The sequence below is a fragment of the Helicobacter pylori Shi112 genome (genome assembly GCF_000277405.1).
GTDB classification, from domain to species: domain Bacteria; phylum Campylobacterota; class Campylobacteria; order Campylobacterales; family Helicobacteraceae; genus Helicobacter; species Helicobacter pylori_C.
The window spans coordinates 1,267,634-1,290,343 of the sequence record NC_017741.1; the positions used below are offsets into that span (position 1 = coordinate 1,267,634).

The window sequence follows — 22,710 nt, forward strand, 5'->3', positions numbered from 1 at the left end:
CCCTAACCCCATTTAAAGGGTAACATCCATAGAAGAAGGGTTGTTATAAGCGTTCTGGTAGCGTTGCAAAAAAGCGTTATGGTTGGTAGCGTTAAAGGTTTGTAGGGCTTTTTTGTGCAAGCCATTTATCGGTTGTTTGGGGGCGTTTTCCACTTCTTTAGAGAATTTTCCGTTATAAAAATCCGTCAAACTATAGAGCGACTGAGCAGCCAAGCGTTTTTGGCTCTCATCCATTCCGGCCGTAGCCCTTAAAAAAGCCTCATACTCCCTATCGCTCATCAATTCTAAAACCAAAAAGCCGTAAGTTTCTCGCTTGTCAGGGTTAAAGGGGATGTTTTCTGTTGGAGCGTCCTTTTTTTCTCGCTCTATTTTTTCTGTGTTTTCAACAGGAGCTAGGTCTTCTTTAGGAGCGCTTTTAGCGTTTAAAAGCCCATAGAGGTTAGAATCAAATTGATTAATAGAAGAAACAGCCATGCGAATTTCCTAAAATTGAATTTTACGCTAATGTTAAGCAAAATCCATTCCCTAATGAGATGAGGTCTTACGGCATGGGTTTTTAACAAAACAAGGGACTTAAAAAGCGATAAAAGAGTTTTCTAAGTGGTGGCATTCAAACCCTTTAAAAAGGGTCTAGGAGTTTATTTTCAAAAAGGATTCGTGTTTTTATGTTTTCATATTTCAAGGAGTTTGAAATGCTAAAGCTTCTAGAATCATTCTAGACAAAACAAAAGGTAAAACTCCTAGAACATTGTTATAACATGATTTTACCAACCAATGCAACTCTTATGCTTTTAAAGCTTAAAAACTTTAAGTCTTAGTTAGAGATTTTAGGTTAAACTACCCTAAAAATCTTTACGGGTAAAAGGCATGCGTAACACCATTTTATTTGGCGTTTCAATGATACTCTTGGCGAATTTTTGCTTTGGAATCATGAGCGCGTTTGTTAAAATCACAGCGGATTATTTTTCCCCTATGGAAAATGTGTTTTACCGCTCCATTACCATGACGCTCTTACTTTTACTCATTTATCCTTTCAAACCCTACCGCTTAAAAAGTTACAAACAAGGCGGTTTTAAAAAGCTCGCTTTTAGGGTCGTTGTAGGGGGCTTGGCCATGTTGGCGTTTTTTTATAATATTGAAAAAATTTCGCTCGCTACAGCGACGGCTTTCTCGCAATGCGCGCCTATTTACACGGTGCTTCTTTCCCCTTTTCTTTTGAAAGAAAAGCTAAAAAGAAGCGCGTTAATTTCTGCATGCATCGGGATAGTGGGGGTGGTGTTGATTTCAGATCCTAGCGTGGAAAATGTGGGGCCGGTTGAAATTTTTATGGGCATATTGAGCGGGATCTTTGTGTCTTTAGCGTATATCACTTTAAGGGATTTGAGGGAATATTATGACAAGCAAGCCGTGATTTTAGCGTTCGCCTTTGGCATGAGCCTTCTTGGATTAGTGGGCATGTTCATTGATATTCCTTTTTTATCCACAGGCGTTCATATTCCTAGAAAAGAAGACATTTTGTGGATTTCTTTAATAGGGATTAGCGGGACTTTAGGGCAGTATTTCTTAACTTATGCTTACATGAACGCTCCTGCTGGGATCATTGCCCCGATTGAATACACCCGCATTGTTTGGGGGCTGTTGTTTGGGCTGTATTTAGGCGATAAATTTTTGGATCTTAAAAGCTCTTTGGGGGTGGCTTTGATTTTATGTTCAGGCTTACTCATCGCCTTGCCCGCTCTTTTAAAAGAATTAAAAAAAATTTAAGCGATGCAACTAAGCCCCTTACAAAGCGCTCTGTTATACTTTAGCTACTTTATTTATCCAGAGAAAAAAACAAGAAGCTTTGATTTAAGCGATTTAGTCTTTATCGTCATGGTTTTTTTAGTCCTAGCTTTGGGGCTGTTGATGAGTGGAGAAATTTCTATCAGCTACAATGAAGCGAAGGATTTTTTTTATAGCAGCGCATGGTTTGTTCAAATCGCTCAAAAAAGCACTGAAATTTTGGGTCAAAACGATTTGGCTTTAAGATTGCCTTTTTTGATCGCTCATGCCATTAACATGTTTTTATTTTATTTGATAGGGCGAAAGATTTTAAAAAAGCCTAAAGACGCCCTTTATGTGGTATTGACTTACGCTTTATTGCCTGGGGTGAATCTCTTTGCGATTTTATTGGCTAAAAGCGTGCTGGTGTTAAGCCTTGGGCTTTTGATTAGCTATTTATATATCAAAACCCAAAAAATCCCTTATTTAACCCTTAGCGCTTGCGCGTTTTTAGACGGCGCGTTTATCCCGCTTTTGCTAGGGGTTTTTACCTACGCTTTAAGAAGACGCTATTTTAAGAGCGCAATCTTTATTTTGGTGGGTCTAGGCGTGAATATCGCTCTTTTTAGCGGGAGTTTCAATAAGGGCTTGCCTAGTGGGTATTTTATAGACACATGCTTAGAGCTCATGCTTTTATATTCGCCCCTATTGTTCCTCTACTACCCTTATACGATCTATAAAGCCCTTTTTGATAAAAAGCCATCGCTACTAGCCTTTATGAGCGCGAGCGGTTGGCTTTTCCCTTTGCTTTTGAGCATGCGCCAAGAGATAGATTTAAGAACTTTCGCCCCCTTAGCTTTAATCGGTTTGCCTTTGTTTGTTAAAAGCGTTTTAAATAGCCTTAGGGTGCGTTTAAAGGAATTTAGGGGGCAGTATTATTTGCGCGTTTTTAGTTTGTATCTTTTAATGCTCACTGAAACGCTTTTTTTATGGGGGAGTAAAATTTCTGGCGCTAATGAAAAATTATTAAACCGGCATTTCTTAGCCAAAGAAGTCGCTACGGCCTTGCAATTAAGGGGCATTCATCAAATCCGCACTAACGATAAACAACTCGCTTTAAGGCTTCAATTCTATGGCATTAAGGAAGGGGGGAAATTAAGACTGATCAACACTAAAATTTCTAAAAAACGCCCTGATATTGAAATCATCTACGCTGATAAAATTCTACAATCCTATAGTTTGGTGCACCATTAAACCCACTCTTTAAAAAGCATTTTATCTAAAGAATGATAAAATACACTCCAAAAATAAATAAAATATGCGAGAAAAATCATGAGACTCAAACTAACCCATATAAACCATATAAGCCATAAGATTGCCAACGACTTTATCCATTCAAAACTATTAGAATTAAAAGCCCCTAGAGAATTATTGTGTGAATTGATAGAAGGGATTTTGGAAAAAAGCGTTAAAAAAGAAAACGCCATAGATGAGCAAGCCAGAGAGCTTTTAGAAGAAAACACCGATGAGATAGAATTCATGCGGATGGATGAAAGGCAACTTTTTTGGATGATTAAAAGACAGATCGCTCAAAAAGAGGGCTTCCATTTGTTTTGGGAAGAAAGGTGCAACGATTTGTCGCACCAGATTTTGAATAAAATCTTAGATAAGGATTTGATCATGTTTAGCGTGTCAGAAAATTTGATAAGGAATTTGATTTACAAATCCATTGACACCTATTCTAAAGCGTATGAAAGCATTGAAAATGAAGTGCATGAAAAAATCAAGCATTACAAACGCAAACTGCCCGTAGGGAGCGATGAATACGAGCTTGTGTTTGAAAGGCTCTATGAAGAAGAATTAAGGCGTAAAGGCTTTTTATAATGATCTCTCTCTATTTAGAAAACGGGCTTTTTTTGCAAGCGCAAAGTTTTGGGGCTAGCGGCACGCAAGCAGGCGAGCTTGTTTTTAACACTTCTATGAGCGGCTATCAAGAAGTCATTAGCGACCCTAGCTATAAGGGGCAATTTGTGGTTTTTAGCATGCCTGAAATTGGGGTTGTGGGCACTAATTCTAAAGACGATGAATCCTTTTTTTCATGCGCAGGGATTTTAGCGCGCCATTACAACGAATTTTTTTCTAATTCAAGGGCGGATTTTAGCCTGAGCGCTTATTTGAAAGAGCGTGGCGTTTTAGGGATTTGCGATATTGATACCAGAAGTTTGATTAAAACCTTACGCCATCATGGGTGCTTGATGATGGTCGCTTCCACGATAGAGCATGACAAAAACAAACTTGAAGAAATTTTAAAAAACGCCCCTAGAATTTCTCACTCCCCCTTAGTGTCTAGCGTTTCTACGCAAAAAATCACCACGCACCAGCGTGCGACTTTTGATTTCAAAACCCTAGATTACAAGCCTTTTGATGAAAAAACCTCTCATAAAATTATCGCAGTGCTGGACTTTGGGGCTAAAGGCAATATTTTAAACGAGCTTCAAAATGTGGGGTTAAAAGCCCTTATTTACCCGCACCACACTAAAGCTAACGAGCTGATTAAGGCCTATGAAAAAAAAGAAATTAGCGGGATTTTCCTCTCTAACGGGCCAGGTGATCCTTTAAGCTTGCAGCAAGAAATTGCAGAAATCAAACAGCTCATTAACGCTAAAATCCCCATGTTTGGCATTTGCTTAGGGCATCAATTGCTCTCTATCGCGCAAGGTTATCCTACTTACAAGCTCAAATTTGGTCATCATGGGAGCAACCACCCCGTTAAAAACCTAAAAACAAACGCCGTTGAAATCACCGCGCAAAACCACAACTATTGCGTCCCTGAAGAAATTGAAGAAATCGCTATTATCACGCACCGCAATCTTTTTGACAACACCATTGAGGGCGTGCGTTATAAAAACGCTCCCATTATTTCTGTCCAGCACCACCCAGAAAGCAGCCCCGGCCCCAAAGAGAGCCACTATATTTTTAAGGAATTTGTGGAATTGTTAAAGGGTTTTTAGGGGTTTTTTAAAACAGCGCCTATAGAGGTTGAAAAAGCGCTTTAAAAATAGATTTAAATCTTTTTATCAAAAAATCTCGCATTTACTTTAAGTTAGTTCTCTTGCAATAGCTATTATTGTTATTGCGACAAAACTTTTAGAAGGAGTTATTATGGGAAGTATCGGTAGTATGGGCAAACCTATTGAAGGGTTTTTAGTGGCAGCCATTCAGTTTCCTGTGCCAATTGTCAATAGCCGTAAGGATATTGATCACAATATTGAAAGCATTATTAGAACCTTGCATGCGACTAAAGCGGGGTATCCGGGAGTGGAACTTATCATTTTCCCTGAATATAGCACGCAAGGTTTGAATACCGCTAAGTGGCTTAGCGAAGAGTTTTTATTAGATGTCCCGGGTAAAGAGACAGAGCTATACGCTAAGGCGTGTAAAGAGGCGAAAGTTTATGGTGTTTTTTCAATCATGGAACGCAATCCTGATTCTAACAAAAACCCCTACAACACCGCCATCATCATTGATCCGCAAGGTAAAATCGTTTTAAAATACCGCAAGCTATTCCCATGGAATCCCATTGAGCCATGGTATCCTGGGGATTTAGGAATGCCTGTGTGCGAGGGTCCGGACGGATCAAAATTAGCCGTGTGCATTTGCCATGACGGCATGATTCCAGAGCTCGCTAGAGAAGCGGCCTATAAAGGGTGCAATGTGTATATCCGCATTTCAGGCTATAGCACTCAAGTCAATGATCAATGGATTTTGACCAACCGCTCCAATGCGTGGCACAATTTGATGTATACCGTGAGCGTGAATTTAGCCGGCTATGATAATGTCTTTTACTACTTTGGTGAGGGGCAAATCTGTAACTTTGATGGCACGACTCTTGTTCAAGGGCACCGCAACCCTTGGGAGATTGTAACTGGGGAAATCTATCCTAAAATGGCTGACAACGCTCGCTTAAGCTGGGGCTTAGAAAACAACATTTACAACCTAGGCATAGAGGGTATGTGGCTAAACCGGGCGGAGAACATGACGTGGGCTTAACCTACATCAAAGACTTAGCCGCTGGTAAATACAAATTGCCTTGGGAAGATCACATGAAAATCAAAGATGGCTCTGTTTATGGCTACCCTACCACCGGTGGGCGTTTTGGGAAATAATCCCTAACCTTGTATTTTGCTAGAACCTGTTTAAAGGTTCTAGTTTCTCCCCTATTTTAATTTTTTCAATCAATTTTTACGAATAGTCTTCTATCTTATAGCATGTAACAAAACCCATAACAAGTGTAAGAACGCATAAAATCGCATAGCCTATGTAAAACCATGTTATTTTTGATAAAGACCACCACCACATTGTGGCTGATAGAGCACTAAAATCCATAATAATGCCATAGCCAAAATAGATCATTCCCACTAAAAAGGCCAAAGAAAAAGCCCCTAAAATAAAAACCACAAATCTCTCACGGGCTGTAAGACCGCTGCGGCTGAAAAGCCAACCAACTAGCGTTGGAACAGCTAATACCACTCCAAGACCAGCAAACATGCTTCCAAGCCCAAGCTTAGCCAACAAGGAAGTGAAAAACGATGCTGAACCTTTTGTCAGCCAACCCCAAAGACCAAATCCAGTAAGAATTTGAGTGAGCCAACTACCTCTCCTAATCTCATCGATGCATTCCATTATGCGATACCAAAGCCCGGTAATAACCGCTAATCCCAAAACCACCACCAAGATTGACACAAGAATATGAGATAAAGACCCCATGACAACTCCTTAAACATCAAATGTTGGAGTGTATCGTTTTTTTTTGCTTGTCAAGGGGGTTTATCGGTTAGTGAATAGTGTTTTTAATGTTATTAAATAATAGCGTTTATAATGATGAAAGTTTAGCCCCTAATTTTAGCGCCCCTAACAAGCCTTCCACATTCAACCCCAACCCCACGCTCAAATTCTTTCTTGAGCTTTTAATATAGGGCTTATGAAAATCCTCTAAACGCACACAGCCCGCGCTTTCTTGCCACAAACCGCTCTCTAAATATTTTTCCATCTCGCTAGGATCAAACGCCTTTAAACGCGCTCTAAAAACCGATAGATCCAGCCATTCTAATGCAGGAGAAATCAATGCAGAGCAGGTTAAAACCTCTATTTCATGACCATTTTGGCGTTTTAAAAATTCAAGGGCTTCTTGTCTGTTTTTAGCTTTTCGTTGCATTTGATTACCCACACTCACCACGCTATCAGCCACCACAATAGCGCGGTTGTTTGTGAGCAATTCTTTAGCTTTTTCTAATTTCCCCTTGCACGCTAAATAGACAAACTCCCTAGGGTCTGTAGTTTTTAGGCTTTCTTCATCAAAATAGAGCGCCTTTTGTTCAAACTCAATCCCATGCTCTTTTAAAAGATTCGCCCTAGCGCTAGATTGAGAGCCTAAAATAAGCTCCATGCTATCCCTCTAAAGCTTTAAGAGCGGTATTTTTCGCCAAATTGAGCGCGGCTTGCAATTTTTCAATATCCTTGCCTCCAGCGCTCGCAAAATCGCCTCTTCCGCCTCCTTTGCCCCCTAAAATTTGCGCCACTTCATTAGCCCACACATTCGCTTTTATGGGCGCGTTTTTCACCCCGCATGCGAGAGTTATTCGCTCATTTTCTTTTTTAAACACCATAGCGAGCAATCTTTCATGCTTATTTTTCAATCGGTCAATCATTTCTTTAATGTCGCCCTGTTCCACTACGCCCACCACTAAATTCACGCCATGGATTTTTTCAACCGGTAAATCCACAGAAACGGGGGCTTTTTGGCTGTTTTTCACGCTCTCTTTAAGCTTGTTAATGCCGGCTATCACATCATTATTTTTTAATAAAGTCTTAGCGTTTTTAAGCTCTTTATTCTCTTCTTTAGCCAGTTGGTAAAAGGCTTTCCCGCACACCGCTTCAATGCGTCTGACCCCACTACTCACCCCGCTCTCTTTTACAATCCTAAACCCCCCAATCAGCCCGGTATTTTCCACATGAATGCCCCCACACAATTCAATGGACGCTTCTTTAAAACTCACCACCCGCACATTTTCAGCGTATTTTTCACTAAATAACGCTAACGCTCCCTTATCTTTAGCCTGATTTAAGGGCATATGCTCCACCTGGCTATTTAGGTGCTTGAAGATTTGAGCATTAACTGAATCTTCTACTTTTTCTAACTCTTCATCATTGAGCGCTTTAGGGTGCGAGAAATCAAAACGCAATCGTTTGGATTCCACTAAACTCCCTGCTTGACTCACATGCGGGCCTAAAACTTCTCTTAAAGCACTCTGCAATAAATGCGTCGCGCTATGGTGTTTAGCAATTTCTAAGCGCTCATCGCTCACTTGTGCGATCACTTGATCGCCTTTTTTTAGCGCTTTTTTGATTTCAAGGAGCGAAAAATTAAGCCCAAAAAAGTTTTTTGTATCCAACACTATAGCCGCTTCTTCATCGTCCTTTAAAAGCGCGCCCCTATCGCCTATAGCCCCCCCACCCTCAGCGTAAAAAGGGGTTTTTTCTAGCAAGACCCAGACTTCTTGGTTAGGCTTTGCCTCTGTTATTTCTTTAAAATCGCTATCAAAAAACCCTAAGGCTTTAGCACAACATTCTGTCGTTTCATACCCCACAAAAACATTGGGCGCATAAGCGTTTAAAATAGTGCTAAAATCAGCGTTGTTTTGTTTGCCTTTCCATGAAGCTTTAGAGCGTTTCACTTGCTCTTGCATGCAAGATTCAAAACCTTGCATATCCACGCACGCCCCATGACTTCTTAGCATGTCGTTCGTTAAGTCCAAAGGAAAACCAAAAGTGTCATAAAGCTTGAAAGCGATCTTGCCATCAAAAATTTTATTTTCATTCAAATGCTCTAAAGACAAGTTAAACAATTCCATGCCCGATTCCAAAGTCTCTAAAAAGCGCTCTTCTTCTTCAAAGCATTCTTTCATTACCATTTCTTTAGATTCTTTCAAATACGCATGCGTGTTAGAAAATTGTTCGCACACCACGCCCACGACTTTGTATAAAAACGCTTCTTTCAAGCCCATTAAATACCCATGCCTTAAGGCTCGCCTTAAAATGCGCCTTAAAACATAGCCACGGCCTTCCTTATTGAAATGCACCCCTTGAGCGAGCAAAAACGCTACCGCCCTTGCGTGATCGGCTATCACCCTAAAGCTTGGTTGGAATTCGCTCGCATAATCCAGGCTTGTAAGCTCGCTGATTTCTTCCATTAAGGGTGCAAATAATGAAGAATCAAAATTATTGAGCTTGTGTTCTAATAGTGCTTGCACCCTTTCTAACCCCATGCCTGTATCAATGCTAGGCTTTGGCAAGGGGGACAAAACGCCATCATTAGAGCGTTCGTATTGCATGAACACCAAATTCCAAATTTCTAAAAACCTATCGCCCTCGCCCCCAAAATAATCCTCGCTCCCCTTAAAGTGTTTTTCGCCTTGATCAATGTAGATTTCACTGCAAGGCCCGCAAGGCCCGCTATCGCCCATTTGCCAGAAATTATCTTTATCGCCCATTTTTTTAATCCTGTCAAAAGGCACAAACTTTTCCCATAGCTTAACGGCCTCATCGTCTTTTTCATGCACGCTGATATATAAATCTTTAGGCTTAAACCCTAAATTCTTAGTTACAAATTCCCACGCAAACAAAATCGCTTCTTCTTTGAAATAATCCCCAAAAGAGAAATTCCCTAACATTTCAAAAAGCGTGTGGTGTCTTGCGGTATAACCGACATTTTCTAAATCGTTATGCTTGCCACCCGCTCGCATGCACAATTGCGAACTTGTCGCTCTAGGGATGCTAGGGCGTGGCACAATCCCGGTAAAAATATCTTTAAATTGCACCATGCCGGCATTAGTGAAAAGCAAGGTAGCGTCATTAGGCACTAAAGGCATGCTAGGATAAACGGCATGCCCCTTATTGTGAAAAAATTGTAAAAATTCGTTGCGAATATCCATGGGTATTCCTTTTTGTTGTTTTATCGCGCATTTTAAGGCTATTTATAACTCTTTTAAGTTGTTTTTTTAAAAAGATAGTTTATTATACTTTAAACATCCAAACTTAAAGGAGAAAACCATGTTCCATGAATTTAGAGACGAAATCAGCGTGTTAAAAGCGAATAATCCGCATTTTGATAAGATTTTTGAAAAACACAACCAGCTTGATGATGACATCAAAACCGCTGAACAACAAAACGCTAGCGACGCTGAAGTCAGCCACATGAAAAAACAAAAATTAAAATTAAAAGATGAAATCCACAGCATGATCATAGAATATAGAGAAAAACAAAAATCTGAACGCGCTTAAGGTTTGGTCATCTTGGTGAAAACACACTAAGACGCCTTTTAAAAGGGTGTTTTGGCTTTATCGCTTGGTTAGATTTAACGCTTTGATTTTGGATTAAAGCGTTAGGTTGTTTTCAATTTTGATATTCTTTTTAAAAAATGGGTTTTTAAACTCTGTTTTATCGTTTTAGCTTCGTTCTATTGTAAAACTCATTTTCTTATACTTATAAAACTCATTTTCTTAAAGTTTTATTTTCTTGAGAATACAGAAAGTGCTTTGAAATCATTCTCTCCTTTTTAACCCCACTAAACCCCCCTATAAAATAGCACCTTTTAAAAATTACCGCTTTTCCACTAACTAAAAGGCTAAAAAGGATTTTTCATCAAACCCTCCCAAAAAATAAAACTTAAAAGTTAAAAAGCGAAAGTAGTGGGGATCAGTGAAAAGAAAAAGATCAAACCCCCCAAAAAAAGAGGGTTTAAAAAAGAGAATTCAAAAAAGAAAAGCTTTAAAAAAAAGACTTTAAAAAGAAAAGCTTTAAAGAAATCCCTTAAAAAGGGAGTTTCATAAAAGCTTAATACGCGAACACATAATTCAAATACACGCTATAGAGTCTCCTGTATTCTAATTTCGCCCCCATGAAAGAATAGTAATTCGTGTTAATGGTGGGGATTTTCACGCCTAGTTCCATGCCATGCTGAGCGGCATGATCGCTAACTTTCTTTTTGTTTCTGGAAAGATTCATCCTCAAACCTAAATTGAATAAGAATTGGAAATTAGCGGTGTTGATCTTAGCGTTATAGACATTGCTTACGGTTTTTAGATTCACATATTGGGAATTAAGCCATGAAGTGCCGGCTATGGCGATACCCCCAAAGAGCCCTACTGAGAGTCTGCTGTTTTTAGCGACCTTGTCATTGATGAAGTTGAATAACGCATCGCTCCCCACGCCGTAGGTGAAGACATTGGAAGTGGAGTTGAAGAAGTTGGATCGGATAAACGCATGGTTGTAATCAAAAAAGCCATAATACCTTAACCCCCACCTTCTCTTCTCTCCAAAGAATTGCTTGTAGCCCACTTGCACGCCAACGCCATTCATCGCGCCGTTATTGGTTTGAGAGCTGATTAATCCAATGCGTCTGAAAGGGTTATGGCCGAGTTCTTGAAACGGGGAATTGGGCGTGTTTGAAGCGGTATGGTTTTTATCCGTTGTGCCATTCCCACCATTCCCTGAGTTTGTGGGGCTATGGGTATTTCCTGGATGATTTGTTGTCCCTTGAGGTGATAGTGGGGAATTGGGCGTGTTTGAAGCGGTATGGTTTTTATCCGTTGTGCCATTCCCACTATTCCCTGAGTTTGTGGGGCTATGGGTATTTCCTGGATGATTTGTTGATCCTTGAGGCGGTAGTGGGGAATTGGGCGTGTTTGAAGCGGTATGGTTTTTATTTGTTGTGCCATTCCCACTATTCCCTGAGTTACCCGAATGGGGCATGCCATCATGGATGTCTTTCAAAAGGTTGTTAGCAACAATTTGCGCCTGACTGATTTGATTGCCATAAAGGGAGTTATATTCTTTTAAGGCGTTTAAAGTGGGCGCTGCATACGCGCAACCGGAAGCGAAAGTGTTTTTAGTAACCGTGCCTGGGGGTGTGCCGTATATGCCATTACCATAGGGGTTCTCGCATGTGGCTAAATACTTTTCAACAAAATACTGGAAGTTCCCGCTAAGATTGCTAGGGTTAATGGTTTGCCCCACTTGATTGGCTAGACTCAGTATTTCCTCTTGCATTTTAGCGTTAGCGAGCATGTTTTGAGCCAATTGAGTGTTTGCAGAAGAATAGGGGTTGAAATCATTTGGCGTTACCTCTTTTAGTGGGGTATCAGCAATGGTTTTGCTTTGCGCAACGATTTCTTGCGCGTCTGCGATCATCTTTTGGATCGCACTGATTTCATCTTTAAAAACGCACAAACCCCCTGAAGTCGGGTTCATCTGTGGGCCACCACTTTGATTAGTCACTCTAAACCATGGGCATGCGCTGTTGATGGTGTTGATGAGTGTGCTCGCTTGCGCTAAGAGCGCTTGAGCGTTATCAGGCACTCCGTTCAATGCGTTGGTGATTTCGGTGTAGGACACCCCTGATGCATTACCTGATTCTTTAGAATCAACGACTTTTGAACTGATCGTGGTGCTCACTTGTTTGCCGTCTATGGTTTGGGTGGTGGTTTCACTTCCGCCATTTTGTGCGAGGTATTTACCATCCGCTAATTTTATAAAGCAGTTATTATTCCCTTCCCCTGAGCATGTGTAAGTATAGGTTACATCAACCTTCCCGTCGTTTTGATTGAGTGCGCTCAAGCCTTTCTTTAAAGCCGTTTGGAGGATTTGATAGGCTTCGTTAAGCTTTTTCATGTTATCAATGCTCATAACGCCTTGGTTTCCAATTACTAGATTGTTATAACCGCAAGTGATGGAAGTGGATCGATACCCTGGCTCGTTGTTGAAGATGGTGGTTGAAGAGGTGCTTTTTTGACTACCATTACCCCCGCATTGCGTAGCATAGCCTAAGACATTCCAAAACCCCACCGCCGCATTGATCGCTAAAAGCACGGCTTGATAGGCCGGAGAAGTTTTGGTATCGCCGATCAAATTATTCGCGCCTCCATCTAAATGATTGATCGCCCAATTGATAACATTAGGGTTTTTAGAATTGAAAGAGTTATCATAAAGGCTGTTAGCAACCGCTTGCGCCTGATTGATTTGGTTGCTATAAGAAGCGTTGTATGTTTCCAAAGAGTTCAAAGTCTCTTGTAGATTCGCGCAGCCTGACCCCCAAGTGTTGGAATTGATCACGCCATTGGGTGAGTTACATCCCTGCAAATCACTCTGCATCGTTGGATTGATGGTTTTGAAATCGCTCATCACTTCATTGACTAATTTAATAACCGCTTCTTGAGATTGGATGTCTTTGAGCATGTTTTGAGCAAAAGTGAAATTGCTAGAAGCATCAGGGTTGAAATTGTCTAGGGTTTGTTGGTTAGTGTTGAGCTGTTGGGTTTGTGTTACGATTTGTTGGGCGGTGTTTATCATGTTTGTGATAGCGCTAAAAGAATTGCTAAAAATTTGACACACATTCCCGCTCTTATCCACTCCCCATGTCTCACCACTGCCAAGATTCTCTTTTGGGCATTGAGTGGTAAGGGTATTGATAATGGTGCTTGCTTGAGTTAAAAGGCTTTGTGCATCATTAGTCGCTGTTAGCGTGGTTTTTGTGGGGGTTGTCGTTCCTCCTGTGATGGTGTCTCCTGTTATGGTTACTTCTATCGTTGTCCCTTTGCTGTCTAAAGCAGGTATCCCTGCTTTAAAAGCCGCTTGGATGATTTGGTAAGCCTCGTTGATCTTGGCGTATTCAGCGCTGGATAGAGGATTACCTGCTCCTGTTGAACCACTTGATCCTGTTGGAGTTTGGTTGCAAGTGGTGGTGTTTTTGTTTGGCGTGGGCGTGTTATCAAATGTCTGATCGCTTCCATTGGCGTCTTTACCAGGACCACATGGAATCGTATAGCCTATGGTTTGCCATAGCCCCACCGCAGAACTGAGTGCTAGAGCCACGGCCTGATACGCTGGAGAAGAAGTGCTAGTGGCTAGTTCTTTGGCGCTTTTATTTAAACTAGAAACCGCCGTGTTGATACTTTCAGTAGTTAGCGTGTTATTGGCTGCGAAGTTACCTGCGAGAGCGTTTGTGTTATTGGCTGCGAAGTTGAAAAAGTTACTCAAGTTTTCATACTTATCCGAAAGTTTTTGTATTTCTCCTGTGTTTTTAACCTTTTGGAGAGCCTCACCGATTTGATAACCTGTGCTTATAAAAAAGCCATCATCTTCAGCGTGGAGCAAAAACGAGAGAGAGAGAGAGAGAGAGTAAAAGGGTTTTTTTCATGCGTTTTCCTTAAAATTAAATGGTTGGGTGAGTCTTGTTAAGAGCGTGAAATCCTATCACAAGATTTCGTTAATATAGCATGAATTGAGAAGATTTTTGCGCTAATTTGGCGTTTTGTTGTTTCAAAAAAAAGGTTTTTTGGGGTATTTTGGAAACATTCCCACTAACCCCCTAATAATGCTTAAGAAATCACCGCTAAAATCAAGTTTTTTCATTTTGTCGTGAAGTGATCAAACGCTAAAGACATTTGGGATTTTTTCTTGGGTGGTTTAAAAGGGGATTTTATCGTTTTTACCGCTAGCGCTCCATAAAAGCCAAGCCAAGATTAAATAAGATTAAATAAGATTAAATAAGATTAAATAAGATTAAATAAGATTAAATAAGATTAAATAAGATTAAATAAGATTAAATAAGATTAAATAAGATTAAATAAGATTAAATAAGATTAAATAAGATTAAATAAGATTAAATAAGATTAAATAAGATTAAAGGGGGGGCATGCCCCCTATTAGCCCTAATCAAACATTTAGTGCTGTTTAAAAGGGCTATCCACGACTTTTTTCCTATCCACAATGTAGGGGATTAAAGCCATGTGGCGGGCTCTTTTGATCGCTACTTCCACCCTCTCTTGCCACTTTTTGCTATTGCCTGTCAATCTCCTTGGCATGATTTTATAGCGCTCTGATAGCGTGTGCTTGAGCATGTCTAAATCTTTATAGTCAATAAAGCTGATTTTAGCTTCAGTGTATTTGCAATAGCGTTTTGAATAGCGTTTTCTTTCCATAATTTCTCCTTAATTTTAACCCTTAAAAGGGGATTTCTTCTTCATCAATATTGATTTCAGGCACGCTGTTTTGATACTTGGACGGCTGTGCTTGTGAATTCTCTTTAGCGTAAGCGTTTTGTGCATAACTTTGGGCTTGGTTGAAAGGATCTTGGCTAGGAGCGTTATGATTAGCGGGATAAGCGTTGTTGAAATTCTCATGCATTACGCTATCTTGCATAGCGTTTGCTTGGGGATTGTCTGACTTTTTATCCATAAATTGCAACGAGTCTGCTGTGATGGTGTGGCGGGAATTTTTTTTGCCCGTTTGATCCATCCAGCTCTCATAAGTCAAACGCCCTTCTATCAAAACGCTTGAACCCTTGCTTAAATACTGGTTAGCGATTTCAGCCGTTCGCCCAAACAAACGCGCATCTATGAAGCACACTTCTTCACCTAGCGTGCCGTCTTGTTTTTTAAAACGCCTGCTTGTGGCTAAACCTATTGTAGCCGCAGCCGAACCGCTAGGCAAATATTTCAACTCCACATTCCTGGTCAAACGCCCTACCATAATCACTTTATTAAACATGATAAGCCCTTATTCGCTATGAGATCCTACGCTTTCTGCTTCCTCTAAGTGGTGGGAATGCGTGTGTTCGGTTTTTTCGTGTTTTTCTTTGGCGTGTGATGGCTTTTTATTAGCCCTATCCACTAACGCATGCCACGCTTCTACTTCTTTTTTGCTTTCGTATTTGATCACAATGAAACGCAACACATCTTCATTGATGCGATACAATCGTTCAAGCTCTAAGATCATTGACGGCTCTGCTTTGAAATACGCCACATAATAATAGCCTCTTTTGTGCTTTTTGATTTCATAAGCCAGATTACGCATGCCCATATCCAGGCTCGTTTCAATCACGCCGTGATGCTTAGTGATCACTTCTTTATAAAACTCAATTTTGGATTTAATCTCTTCTTCTACTAAAGTAGGTTTGAGAATAAACATCGTTTCATAATGCCTCATCCATTCTCCTTGTGGTTGTATAGCCCTTTTTTTACTAAAAAAGAGCAAGGTCTAAAAAACTTTTGATTATACCTTGCTTTCGCTTGTTTTTGGATTAAATTGAGTTTTATTGGAATATTAAAGCTCAAAACCAGTTCATTTTTCAAGGGTTGATGATTTTTTGAATGGGGGTCAAATACAAAAAACCCAATTCCTTTTGCCCTTGCATGCTTTGAATGTGCCATAACCTAAAAATTTCAAAAACCCTTTTATAGCCGGTTTCTTTCAAACGCAGGGCGTTTTTAGCGTAATTTTGGGCAATCTCTTTAGGGGGAGCGTAGCCTAAAACCTCTTTAGCATCCATTAAACCGCTCGTTTTAATATGAGCGAAAAATAAAAAAAGCTGGTAAAAATAGCGCTCTAACCCCCTTAAAATATCCGCATCTTTTTTGCCCTCTTTTAACAAATAATCATAAATATCAAGCGCACTTTTTTTTAAAAAAAGCCCTAAAATGAGCTTTTGTAAATCCATATCCCCCGCATTGGAGCTTAATTCTTGAATGTCTTCTAAAGTGATGGGCGCGTTTAAAATCGCTAGCTTGTCTAAATCGTTAAACGAAATGCTTAAATCTTCGTTATTGGTTTCAAAAAGAGCGTTTAAAAGATGACTGCTGATGTCTAAATGTAAAGAATTAGCCCTTTCTTGTAAGAATTTCAAACTCTCCCACGCTTTAGGGATAAAAAAGCGCGCATGGATTGCTTCATCTTTCAAGGGGCTTTTTTGGAAAAGTTTAACGATAATTTCGCTAGTGTATTTGTATTTTGTGGTGTCGCTTTTAGAATTATAAAGCCCTATGATAAGCCTGTTATGGCTAGGCCGCTCTAAAGCTTTTAAAAAAAGATTGATGTCATTTTCCTTAAATTTCTTATGCAGCGCAAAATCCAGTTTTAAAATGACTAAACTGCTCCCTCCAAATAAAGAATCCTGCTCTAAAAGGGTCGCAATCTGGCTTTTTTCATAATCGCTCGCATAAAAAAACGAAGTTTCTGTGTCAGGGTTATCGCATTTAAAAAGCGAGCTAATCGTTTGAATGTAATAATGGATAAAAAAATCAAACTCCCCATACAAAAACACCGCTTTAGGGAGTCGTTGTTTTAAATAATTGTCCAAATCTTTACGATACATGCTCTTTAATCCTTTCTGTGATTTCGCCCCAAACTTGCCCTAAAACCAAATCCGCATGCGTGATTTTAACGCGCACCTTTTCTAAAGACTTAAAAACCTTGTTCGTTTTGACTAAAACTTTAAGCCCTATTAATTCTTTTAGCCCCACCACCACCCAATCTTTAACCTCCAAAACAACGCCCAAAAATTCTTTTTCTAAAAGTTCTAAAGCTAAGCGGGCGAATTTGCGTTTGACAAAATCCCTTTCAATCAAAGCGGCCTTTTTTTGTAAAGCGTTCAACTCAGCGCACAATTCAGGCGTTTCTTCTAACAAATACGAGCAGCCTTTAGCTTGATGAAACAACAATTCTTTTAAAAGCCTGTGTAAGGCTAAATCGCTGTATCGTCTAATGGGCGAAGTGAAATGCGTATAGCTAATAAACCCCAAACCAAAATGGCTTTCTTGCATGGGGCTATAAAGGGCTAAATTTTGAGATTTAATGATTAAGCGCGAAACTTCTCTTTCTAACTTCTTTTCTTTGGCTATCTTTAAGGCATGCTCTAAAAAAGGGAAAAAGCCCATGTTTTTAGGGCGCATGATCTCATAATCAAAAAGCTTGTCGTAGAGGCGTTTTTGCTGCTCCAAACTTGGCTCTTTATGGGTGCGGTATATCCCCTTATTTTGAAAATGCTTATCCAATAAATTCGCGCTAGATTGGTTGGCCAATAGCATGGCTTCTTCTATAAGGGTGTGCGCGTTGCTTTCTGTTTGCGTTTCAATTTTTTCTATACGCCCTTCTTTATTTAAATACAGCTTGTTTTCAAACGAATTGAAATTAAACCCCTTTTTTAAACGCTCCTTTTTTAACTTTAAAGCCATTTCTAAAAACCCCAAAAGGCTTTGTTGCAAGTCGTTATCTAACGAGCTTTGTTGGGTGGTTAAAAAATGGTTGATTTCTTCATAGGTGCAATTAGCCCTAACTTCAATAACGCCTTGAAACAATCGGGCGTTTTCCAAATTATCTAAAGGGATTTCATACACTAAAGCCAGGCGTTTTTCAAACGCTTTTAGTGAGCATGCCCCTTGAGATAAACTCAAAGGCAGCATGGGATACACGCTATTAGGGAAATACACGCTAAAGCCCCTAACCCTAGCTTCTTTATCCAAACTGGAATATTTCGGCACAAATTCGCTCACATCAGCAACCGCCACAAACAAAACCCTTTTTTCTTGATCATAAAAAATCGCATCGTCAAAATCCTTAGCGTCTTTAGGATCAATGGTGATAAAAGGGAGGTGAGAATAATTGATCCTATTTTTAAAATCGCTCGCTTTAAGTTGCGCGTAATGTTGGGCTAAATCCAAACAATCTTTTGAAAAATCCTTAATCCTGTCAAAAAGGCTTAAAGAAAGGTTTTCATCTATTAAAGGGTCTTCTAAAGCCCCTAAAATTTCGCTGATTTCACGCTTTTTAAGATCGATCTTTACCACGCAATGCCTAGGCAATTCCAATAAGGATCTTTGGCTGTGCTTTAAAAGAATGGGTTTTTTAAAAGACTCTTTAAAAGGGATAGCCACAATCTGGTGATTTTTTTTAGCCAAGTAAGCTATCATCGCATGTTCTGCATTTAAAAGCGCGGCTTTAAAAAAGGCTATGGGGCGTTTTTTAGAACATTCTATTTTGCATAAAATCAAAGCGTCTGTTTTAAAAGATGGGGGTAAGTTTTTGATTAAAGGGTCTTTAGGGTAATTTTTCGCTAAAGAAATGAAAAACGCCTTATTTTCTGCCCACTCAATTCTGCCTATATCAAAGCCTTCTTTTAAAAAATAGCGTTCCTTGTTGCATCCAAGCGCTTCTTTTAAAACGCCCTTTTCTATTAGAGGAGCGAATGGTTTAGGGATCTTTTTAACCCCAAAAAACAGGCTTCTTAAAAACCCTTGCATCAAAAAACACTTCGCATGACTTCAAACGCTTTTGGATAAGGGACTTGAGAAGCGCTGAATTTTTCAAAACTTAAAGAGGCTTGATAGATGAGCATGTCTTTTCCGTCTTGAAAGGGGATTTTTAGCTCTTTGGCTAAAGACAAAAAGGGCGTTAAAAACCCATACGCCAAATCATAAGCGAGCTTAGTCTCTTTAAAATACCCTTTCAAAACCTCTTTATTTAACGGCAATTCGTTATTCAAACTCGCTGAAGTGGCGTTAATGATCAAATCAAAAGCGCTCTTAGGAGGCTTTATAAAACAATCACAGCCTAGGCGTTGGAAAAAATCCAATCCCCTAGCAGAGCGGTTCAACACGCTCACTTTCAAGCCTTGTTTTTTTAATTCGCACGCTAGGGCTTTAGCGCTCCCCCCAGAGCCTAAAATCAGAGCGCTCTGGTAGCCCTCATCTCCCAAAGAGAGCCAGAAACCTAAAGCGTCGGTATTGTAACCCACAAGCTCATCATTTTCCAAAACAAGCGTATTGATTGAAGCGCATTCAAGCGCGATACCTTTGATTTTATCGCAAACTTGAAACGCCCTTTCTTTAAAGGGTAAGGTTACATTAGCCCCACTAAGCCCCAAATGCAGAAACTCGTTTTTGATATGGCTTTCTAAAGGGAGTAATATGGGGTGGTAATGCCCCAAAAACCCTAATTTTTTTTGAAAAGTCAAAAAACAAGCGTTATGGATTAAGGGCGATTTGGAATGTTTAATGGGATTTCCAAAAACCCCAAAAGATTTTAATTTCATTATTCTTTCATTCAGCCTTTTTTAAGAGTTTTAAAAACACATAGCCCTTTGTTTCGTTAGAAAATTCAATTTTAGCCCAATCGTTTTGGATTTCTAAAACCTTCACGCTTTTATCTTTTGCAAGCGATCCCAAGATTTTACTTTTTGTGCTAGGAAAAGCGCGCACATTCACGCCACTGACTGCGACCTTATACTCTAAAGGTTTTTTTCCAATTGTAGGGGTTGTGGGGGTTTTTTGATTGTTTTGAGTGGGTGAAGCGCTGTTTTGTTTGGGTTCGTTTTCTTTTTCTTGCTCTTGTTTAGTTTCTTGTTTAATCTCTTGTTTTTGCGTGGGTGTTTCTGAAGGCAAAGGAGGATCTTTGGTGGGGTTTTCTTCTGTAGCGGTTGTGGTTGCGTTGGCTTCTTCTTGTTTAGGCAAAAGCACGCTGTTTTGACGCTCTATCTCGGTTTTTTCTAAATTCTGGCTTATTGAAGCGCTGTCTTTTTTCGCATAAAAACCAAGCGCAGCATGCGCTAAAGCATACAACAACATGAACCCTAAAACCACCAAAAAAGGCCGCACAAAAAGTTTTAAAGAATATTTCATTTCAGTTTTCATTCCTACCCTCAACGCTTTTCAAAATCAATCCTAGGGTCAATCACCACGCAGAGCAAATCGCTTATCAAACTCGCTACCAAACCTAAAAGCGTGAAAATATAAAGCGAACCAAACACGACAGGATAATCCCTACTCACAATGCTTTCATACCCTAAAAGCCCTAACCCATCCAGGCTAAAAACAATTTCTATCAATAAGCTTGAGCTAAAAAACATGCCCAAAAAAGCTTGCGGAAAACCCGCCACCACTAATAAAATCGCATTGCGGAACACATGCGCATAAAAAATACGCCCCACTGAACAGCCCTTAGCCTTAGCGCTCACCACATAGAGTTTGCCCATTTCATCTAAAAAAGAGTTTTTCACTAAAAGCGTAAGGCTTGCAAAACCCCCTAAAGAAATGCAAAGAACGGGCAAAGTGATATGCCATAAATAATCCTTGATTTTGCCTAATGCACTCAAACTTTCAAAATTATCGCTCACTAACCGTTACTACAAACCTATAAAATCCTATAAAGAGCTATAAAATTCTCTTAATTTAGGGTTTTTGTTGTATTCCTAGTTCAACCTTGCTAGTTGCTAAACGATTTTTGGATAAATCATTCAACAGAGCTGTCAAGTCCATAGGCGTAAATTCGGCAGTAACTCTACCTACTAAATGCTTTAAAAGATTGATAGCAGCGTTTATATCTCTATCTAATTCAAAGCCACACTCTAGGCATTGATAAATCCTATCTTTAAGTTTTAAATCTTGTTTAACCTTTTGACAATTAGAACAAGTCTTAGAGCTTGGATAGTAAGTGTCAGCTCTTAGAATTTCTTTATTAGAGTATTTAGCTTTATACTCTAATAGCGTGTTAAACACAGACATAGAAACATCGCTTAAAGATTTAGCCAACCTGTGATTTTTAAACATGTTTTTGACTTTCAAACTCTCTAAACAAAACGAGTTTGAGTGTCTTATAAGAGAGCTTGTGAGCTTGTGTAAAAAATCAAGTCTGATGTTAGCGATTTTTTCATGCAAGTGGGTAAGCTTTTTAGAATGCTTTAAGTAATTATTAGATTTCTTGGTTTTATCCCCTTTGGTTTTTGGGTGGATTTTTTTACTCAGTTGTCTGCTAATTCTTACAAGCTTTCTAGTAAGCTTATCTAAGGGCTTAGGGGCATAGATATTTAAGCCATTAGACAAACTCACAAAGGATTTAATCCCTATATCAACCCCTAGTTTATTATGACTCTCTTGGAGTTTATGGGTTCGTTTGTATTCACTCTCATCAACACCACAAGAGATTGAAACATAGAAATGATCGCCCTTTTGAGTGATGGTAGCGTTATTGATTTTGCCTTGAAATCTTAGTTTTTCAGTGAGTTTGATTGGTGGTAAGTTAGGTATTTTTAAATAACCAGTATTAGCTGTTTGAATGATTTTAATTTGGTCGCCCCCTATATAAAAAGAACCTTGAAACTCTCTTTTCTTTTTAAATTTAGGGTAACTCACTAAACCTTTTTTCAAATCCCTAAAAAACTTATTAAAGGCTAGATTTAAGTGGATAAAAGGCTGTTGGGTGGCGTATTTAGTTACTTCATAAACGAAATTAAATTGCGATTTTTTAAGAGCGTTAAATTCTTTTTTAAGCTGTAGATGGTTAGTTTTAATACCCAGTTGGTAGTTTTCTTTCCATTTAGCTAACCCCCAATTATAAGCGAACCTAGCGCACCCAAAAGCTTTTTTAAAGTAAGTAATATGCTTGTTATTAGGCTTTAAAGCGATTTTATGCGTGATTGAGATAGCTGACATTGTTAGTTATGACTTCTTGCATTTCATCTAAGAGTTTTTTGTTTTTCTTAGACCTAGAGCCATACAATCTAGCGCTAAAGACGGTTATAATTTCTAAAACATCTTTGGCTAATTCTTCTTCAAACCTCACATTCTCATCACCCTTATTGATGATAACCACTTCTACTTCTTTAGCTTCACAAATACTGAATACCAATTCAGCTCCAAAGCGTAATAATCTGTCTTTATGCGTTAATACAAGGCGCTTGACTTGATTGTCTAAGATTAAGTTTAAAAGCTTGGTTAAGCCTTTTTTATAGTAGTTCATGCCACTCCCTAAATCTTGTATCACTTCATAGTTAAAGCCGCATCTAGCGCAATAAAGCTCTAAAACTTGAACTTGTCTGATTAAATCCTCTTGTTGGTCATGCGAGCTTACTCTAGCATAAGCTATTGTTTTTAATTCATCTTGATTAAAGACTGCGTTTCTATTGATACGCCTTAAACTTTCTAACTTGTAACGCCTTTCACCGCCTTTAGTGAGTTCATCAGGTTTTAACAAATCTTTTTTATCCCAATTGCGTAAGGTTTGGATAGTTACACCCAAAAGCTTACTCGCTTGACCGATTGATAGCATTCTTTTATTCATGC

The 22,710-nt window shown here is 39.3% G+C and carries 19 protein-coding genes and 4 pseudogenes; 7 read left to right on the top strand and 16 right to left on the bottom strand.

Annotated features, from left to right (window positions below; all coding sequences use genetic code 11):
- Nucleotides 1-12: 12 nt before the first annotated feature.
- Nucleotides 13-474 (bottom strand): hypothetical protein, encoded by a 462-nt coding sequence (locus tag HPSH112_RS06080; protein WP_000301318.1) that lies wholly within the window; start codon nt 472-474, stop codon nt 13-15.
- Between the two features lie 126 nt (nt 475-600).
- Here HPSH112_RS06080 and HPSH112_RS09015 point away from each other — a divergent pair.
- The 6 genes and pseudogenes from HPSH112_RS09015 (at nt 601) to HPSH112_RS06105 (ending at nt 5,927) form a co-directional block, all read left to right on the top strand.
- A pseudogene (locus HPSH112_RS09015) lies at nt 601-818 on the top strand (hypothetical protein).
- A gap of 49 nt (nt 819-867) precedes the next feature.
- The gene (locus tag HPSH112_RS06085; protein WP_001246262.1) at nt 868-1,764 is read left to right on the top strand and encodes a DMT family transporter; all 897 of its coding nucleotides are present in this window, start codon (nt 868-870) and stop codon (nt 1,762-1,764) included.
- 3 nt (nt 1,765-1,767) lie between these two features.
- Entirely contained in the window at nt 1,768-3,015 is a 1,248-nt protein-coding gene (locus tag HPSH112_RS06090; protein ID WP_001177382.1) for a glycosyltransferase family 39 protein, read from the top strand.
- Between the two features lie 78 nt (nt 3,016-3,093).
- A complete protein-coding gene (locus tag HPSH112_RS06095) occupies nt 3,094-3,645 on the top strand; it encodes a DUF507 family protein (protein ID WP_001237422.1) in 552 nt (183 codons plus the stop codon).
- Nucleotides 3,645-4,772: a glutamine-hydrolyzing carbamoyl-phosphate synthase small subunit gene (gene carA / locus HPSH112_RS06100; protein ID WP_000624838.1), complete on the top strand. Its 1,128-nt coding sequence runs from the start codon at nt 3,645-3,647 to the stop codon at nt 4,770-4,772. Before HPSH112_RS06095 ends, carA begins: the two co-directional genes overlap by 1 nt.
- A gap of 151 nt (nt 4,773-4,923) precedes the next feature.
- Nucleotides 4,924-5,927, top strand: a pseudogene (locus tag HPSH112_RS06105) (formamidase).
- A gap of 76 nt (nt 5,928-6,003) precedes the next feature.
- On the opposite strand, the gene HPSH112_RS09020 reads toward HPSH112_RS06105, so the two are convergent.
- From HPSH112_RS09020 to alaS, 3 genes are all read right to left on the bottom strand, one after another.
- On the bottom strand, nt 6,004-6,219 hold the full coding sequence (locus HPSH112_RS09020; RefSeq protein WP_411155632.1) for a hypothetical protein: 216 nt from the start codon (nt 6,217-6,219) through the stop codon (nt 6,004-6,006).
- Between the two features lie 415 nt (nt 6,220-6,634).
- Entirely contained in the window at nt 6,635-7,207 is a 573-nt protein-coding gene (gene maf, locus HPSH112_RS06115) for a septum formation inhibitor Maf (RefSeq protein WP_000420232.1), read from the bottom strand.
- A 1-nt stretch (nt 7,208) separates the two neighbouring features.
- A complete protein-coding gene (gene alaS, locus HPSH112_RS06120; RefSeq protein WP_000354700.1) occupies nt 7,209-9,752 on the bottom strand; it encodes an alanine--tRNA ligase in 2,544 nt (847 codons plus the stop codon).
- A 118-nt stretch (nt 9,753-9,870) separates the two neighbouring features.
- Between alaS and HPSH112_RS06125 the strand changes: the two genes are divergently transcribed.
- On the top strand, nt 9,871-10,101 hold the full coding sequence (locus HPSH112_RS06125; protein ID WP_000468330.1) for a YdcH family protein: 231 nt from the start codon (nt 9,871-9,873) through the stop codon (nt 10,099-10,101).
- A gap of 553 nt (nt 10,102-10,654) precedes the next feature.
- Here the strand turns inward: HPSH112_RS06125 and HPSH112_RS09025 are convergent.
- The 12 genes and pseudogenes from HPSH112_RS09025 to HPSH112_RS06185 all read right to left on the bottom strand — a co-directional run bounded on the left by HPSH112_RS09025 (nt 10,655) and on the right by HPSH112_RS06185 (nt 22,708).
- Nucleotides 10,655-12,970: a SabA family sialic acid-binding adhesin gene (locus HPSH112_RS09025; RefSeq protein ID WP_411155633.1), complete on the bottom strand. Its 2,316-nt coding sequence runs from the start codon at nt 12,968-12,970 to the stop codon at nt 10,655-10,657.
- Between the two features lie 111 nt (nt 12,971-13,081).
- Nucleotides 13,082-13,972 (bottom strand): annotated as a pseudogene (locus HPSH112_RS08625) (SabA family sialic acid-binding adhesin); the annotation flags it as partial.
- A gap of 569 nt (nt 13,973-14,541) precedes the next feature.
- Entirely contained in the window at nt 14,542-14,799 is a 258-nt protein-coding gene (gene rpsR, locus HPSH112_RS06140; protein WP_000440196.1) for a 30S ribosomal protein S18, read from the bottom strand.
- A 22-nt stretch (nt 14,800-14,821) separates the two neighbouring features.
- Nucleotides 14,822-15,367: a single-stranded DNA-binding protein gene (locus HPSH112_RS06145; protein ID WP_000482455.1), complete on the bottom strand. Its 546-nt coding sequence runs from the start codon at nt 15,365-15,367 to the stop codon at nt 14,822-14,824.
- A 9-nt stretch (nt 15,368-15,376) separates the two neighbouring features.
- Entirely contained in the window at nt 15,377-15,805 is a 429-nt protein-coding gene (rpsF, locus tag HPSH112_RS06150; RefSeq protein ID WP_001216697.1) for a 30S ribosomal protein S6, read from the bottom strand.
- A 142-nt stretch (nt 15,806-15,947) separates the two neighbouring features.
- Nucleotides 15,948-16,970, bottom strand: a complete 1,023-nt coding sequence (gene holA, locus HPSH112_RS06155) for a DNA polymerase III subunit delta (protein WP_000285901.1) — start codon at nt 16,968-16,970, stop codon at nt 15,948-15,950.
- Nucleotides 16,960-18,894 carry an RNB domain-containing ribonuclease gene (locus tag HPSH112_RS06160; protein WP_001161290.1) on the bottom strand — a complete coding sequence of 645 codons (1,935 nt, stop codon included), beginning with the start codon at nt 18,892-18,894 and terminating at the stop codon, nt 16,960-16,962. The genes holA and HPSH112_RS06160 overlap by 11 nt, the downstream gene beginning before the upstream one ends.
- Nucleotides 18,894-19,685, bottom strand: coding sequence for a shikimate dehydrogenase (locus tag HPSH112_RS06165; RefSeq protein ID WP_000769643.1), 792 nt, complete (start codon nt 19,683-19,685; stop codon nt 18,894-18,896). Before HPSH112_RS06165 ends, HPSH112_RS06160 begins: the two co-directional genes overlap by 1 nt.
- A gap of 7 nt (nt 19,686-19,692) precedes the next feature.
- Entirely contained in the window at nt 19,693-20,283 is a 591-nt protein-coding gene (locus HPSH112_RS06170; RefSeq protein ID WP_000846109.1) for an SH3 domain-containing protein, read from the bottom strand.
- Nucleotides 20,284-20,291: 8 nt separating this feature from the next.
- Nucleotides 20,292-20,768 (bottom strand): annotated as a pseudogene (locus HPSH112_RS06175) (ABC transporter permease subunit); the annotation flags it as partial.
- Between the two features lie 52 nt (nt 20,769-20,820).
- Entirely contained in the window at nt 20,821-22,080 is a 1,260-nt protein-coding gene (locus HPSH112_RS06180) for an RNA-guided endonuclease InsQ/TnpB family protein (protein WP_001274344.1), read from the bottom strand.
- A complete protein-coding gene (locus tag HPSH112_RS06185) occupies nt 22,055-22,708 on the bottom strand; it encodes an IS607-like element IS607 family transposase (RefSeq protein ID WP_001042542.1) in 654 nt (217 codons plus the stop codon). The genes HPSH112_RS06180 and HPSH112_RS06185 overlap by 26 nt, the downstream gene beginning before the upstream one ends.
- Between the last annotated feature and the right edge of the window lie 2 nt (nt 22,709-22,710).

What these genes read in the sequence shown, in the direction of transcription:
- HPSH112_RS06090 (WP_001177382.1), top strand. Translation starts at nt 1,768, where the DNA reads ATGCAACTAAGCCCCTTACAAAGCGCTCTGTTATACTTTAGCTACTTT.
- HPSH112_RS06095 (WP_001237422.1), top strand. Translation starts at nt 3,094, where the DNA reads ATGAGACTCAAACTAACCCATATAAACCATATAAGCCATAAGATTGCC.
- maf (WP_000420232.1), bottom strand. Translation starts at nt 7,207, where the DNA reads ATGGAGCTTATTTTAGGCTCTCAATCTAGCGCTAGGGCGAATCTTTTA.
- rpsR (WP_000440196.1), bottom strand. Translation starts at nt 14,799, where the DNA reads ATGGAAAGAAAACGCTATTCAAAACGCTATTGCAAATACACTGAAGCT.
- HPSH112_RS06125 (WP_000468330.1), top strand. Translation starts at nt 9,871, where the DNA reads ATGTTCCATGAATTTAGAGACGAAATCAGCGTGTTAAAAGCGAATAAT.
- rpsF (WP_001216697.1), bottom strand. Translation starts at nt 15,805, where the DNA reads ATGAGGCATTATGAAACGATGTTTATTCTCAAACCTACTTTAGTAGAA.
- HPSH112_RS06185 (WP_001042542.1), bottom strand. Translation starts at nt 22,708, where the DNA reads ATGAATAAAAGAATGCTATCAATCGGTCAAGCGAGTAAGCTTTTGGGT.
- carA (WP_000624838.1), top strand. Translation starts at nt 3,645, where the DNA reads ATGATCTCTCTCTATTTAGAAAACGGGCTTTTTTTGCAAGCGCAAAGT.
- HPSH112_RS06160 (WP_001161290.1), bottom strand. Translation starts at nt 18,894, where the DNA reads ATGCAAGGGTTTTTAAGAAGCCTGTTTTTTGGGGTTAAAAAGATCCCT.
- HPSH112_RS09025 (WP_411155633.1), bottom strand. Translation starts at nt 12,970, where the DNA reads ATGCAGAGTGATTTGCAGGGATGTAACTCACCCAATGGCGTGATCAAT.
- holA (WP_000285901.1), bottom strand. Translation starts at nt 16,970, where the DNA reads ATGTATCGTAAAGATTTGGACAATTATTTAAAACAACGACTCCCTAAA.
- HPSH112_RS06080 (WP_000301318.1), bottom strand. Translation starts at nt 474, where the DNA reads ATGGCTGTTTCTTCTATTAATCAATTTGATTCTAACCTCTATGGGCTT.
- HPSH112_RS06085 (WP_001246262.1), top strand. Translation starts at nt 868, where the DNA reads ATGCGTAACACCATTTTATTTGGCGTTTCAATGATACTCTTGGCGAAT.
- HPSH112_RS06145 (WP_000482455.1), bottom strand. Translation starts at nt 15,367, where the DNA reads ATGTTTAATAAAGTGATTATGGTAGGGCGTTTGACCAGGAATGTGGAG.
- HPSH112_RS06165 (WP_000769643.1), bottom strand. Translation starts at nt 19,685, where the DNA reads ATGAAATTAAAATCTTTTGGGGTTTTTGGAAATCCCATTAAACATTCC.
- HPSH112_RS06170 (WP_000846109.1), bottom strand. Translation starts at nt 20,283, where the DNA reads ATGAAAACTGAAATGAAATATTCTTTAAAACTTTTTGTGCGGCCTTTT.
- alaS (WP_000354700.1), bottom strand. Translation starts at nt 9,752, where the DNA reads ATGGATATTCGCAACGAATTTTTACAATTTTTTCACAATAAGGGGCAT.
- HPSH112_RS06180 (WP_001274344.1), bottom strand. Translation starts at nt 22,080, where the DNA reads ATGTCAGCTATCTCAATCACGCATAAAATCGCTTTAAAGCCTAATAAC.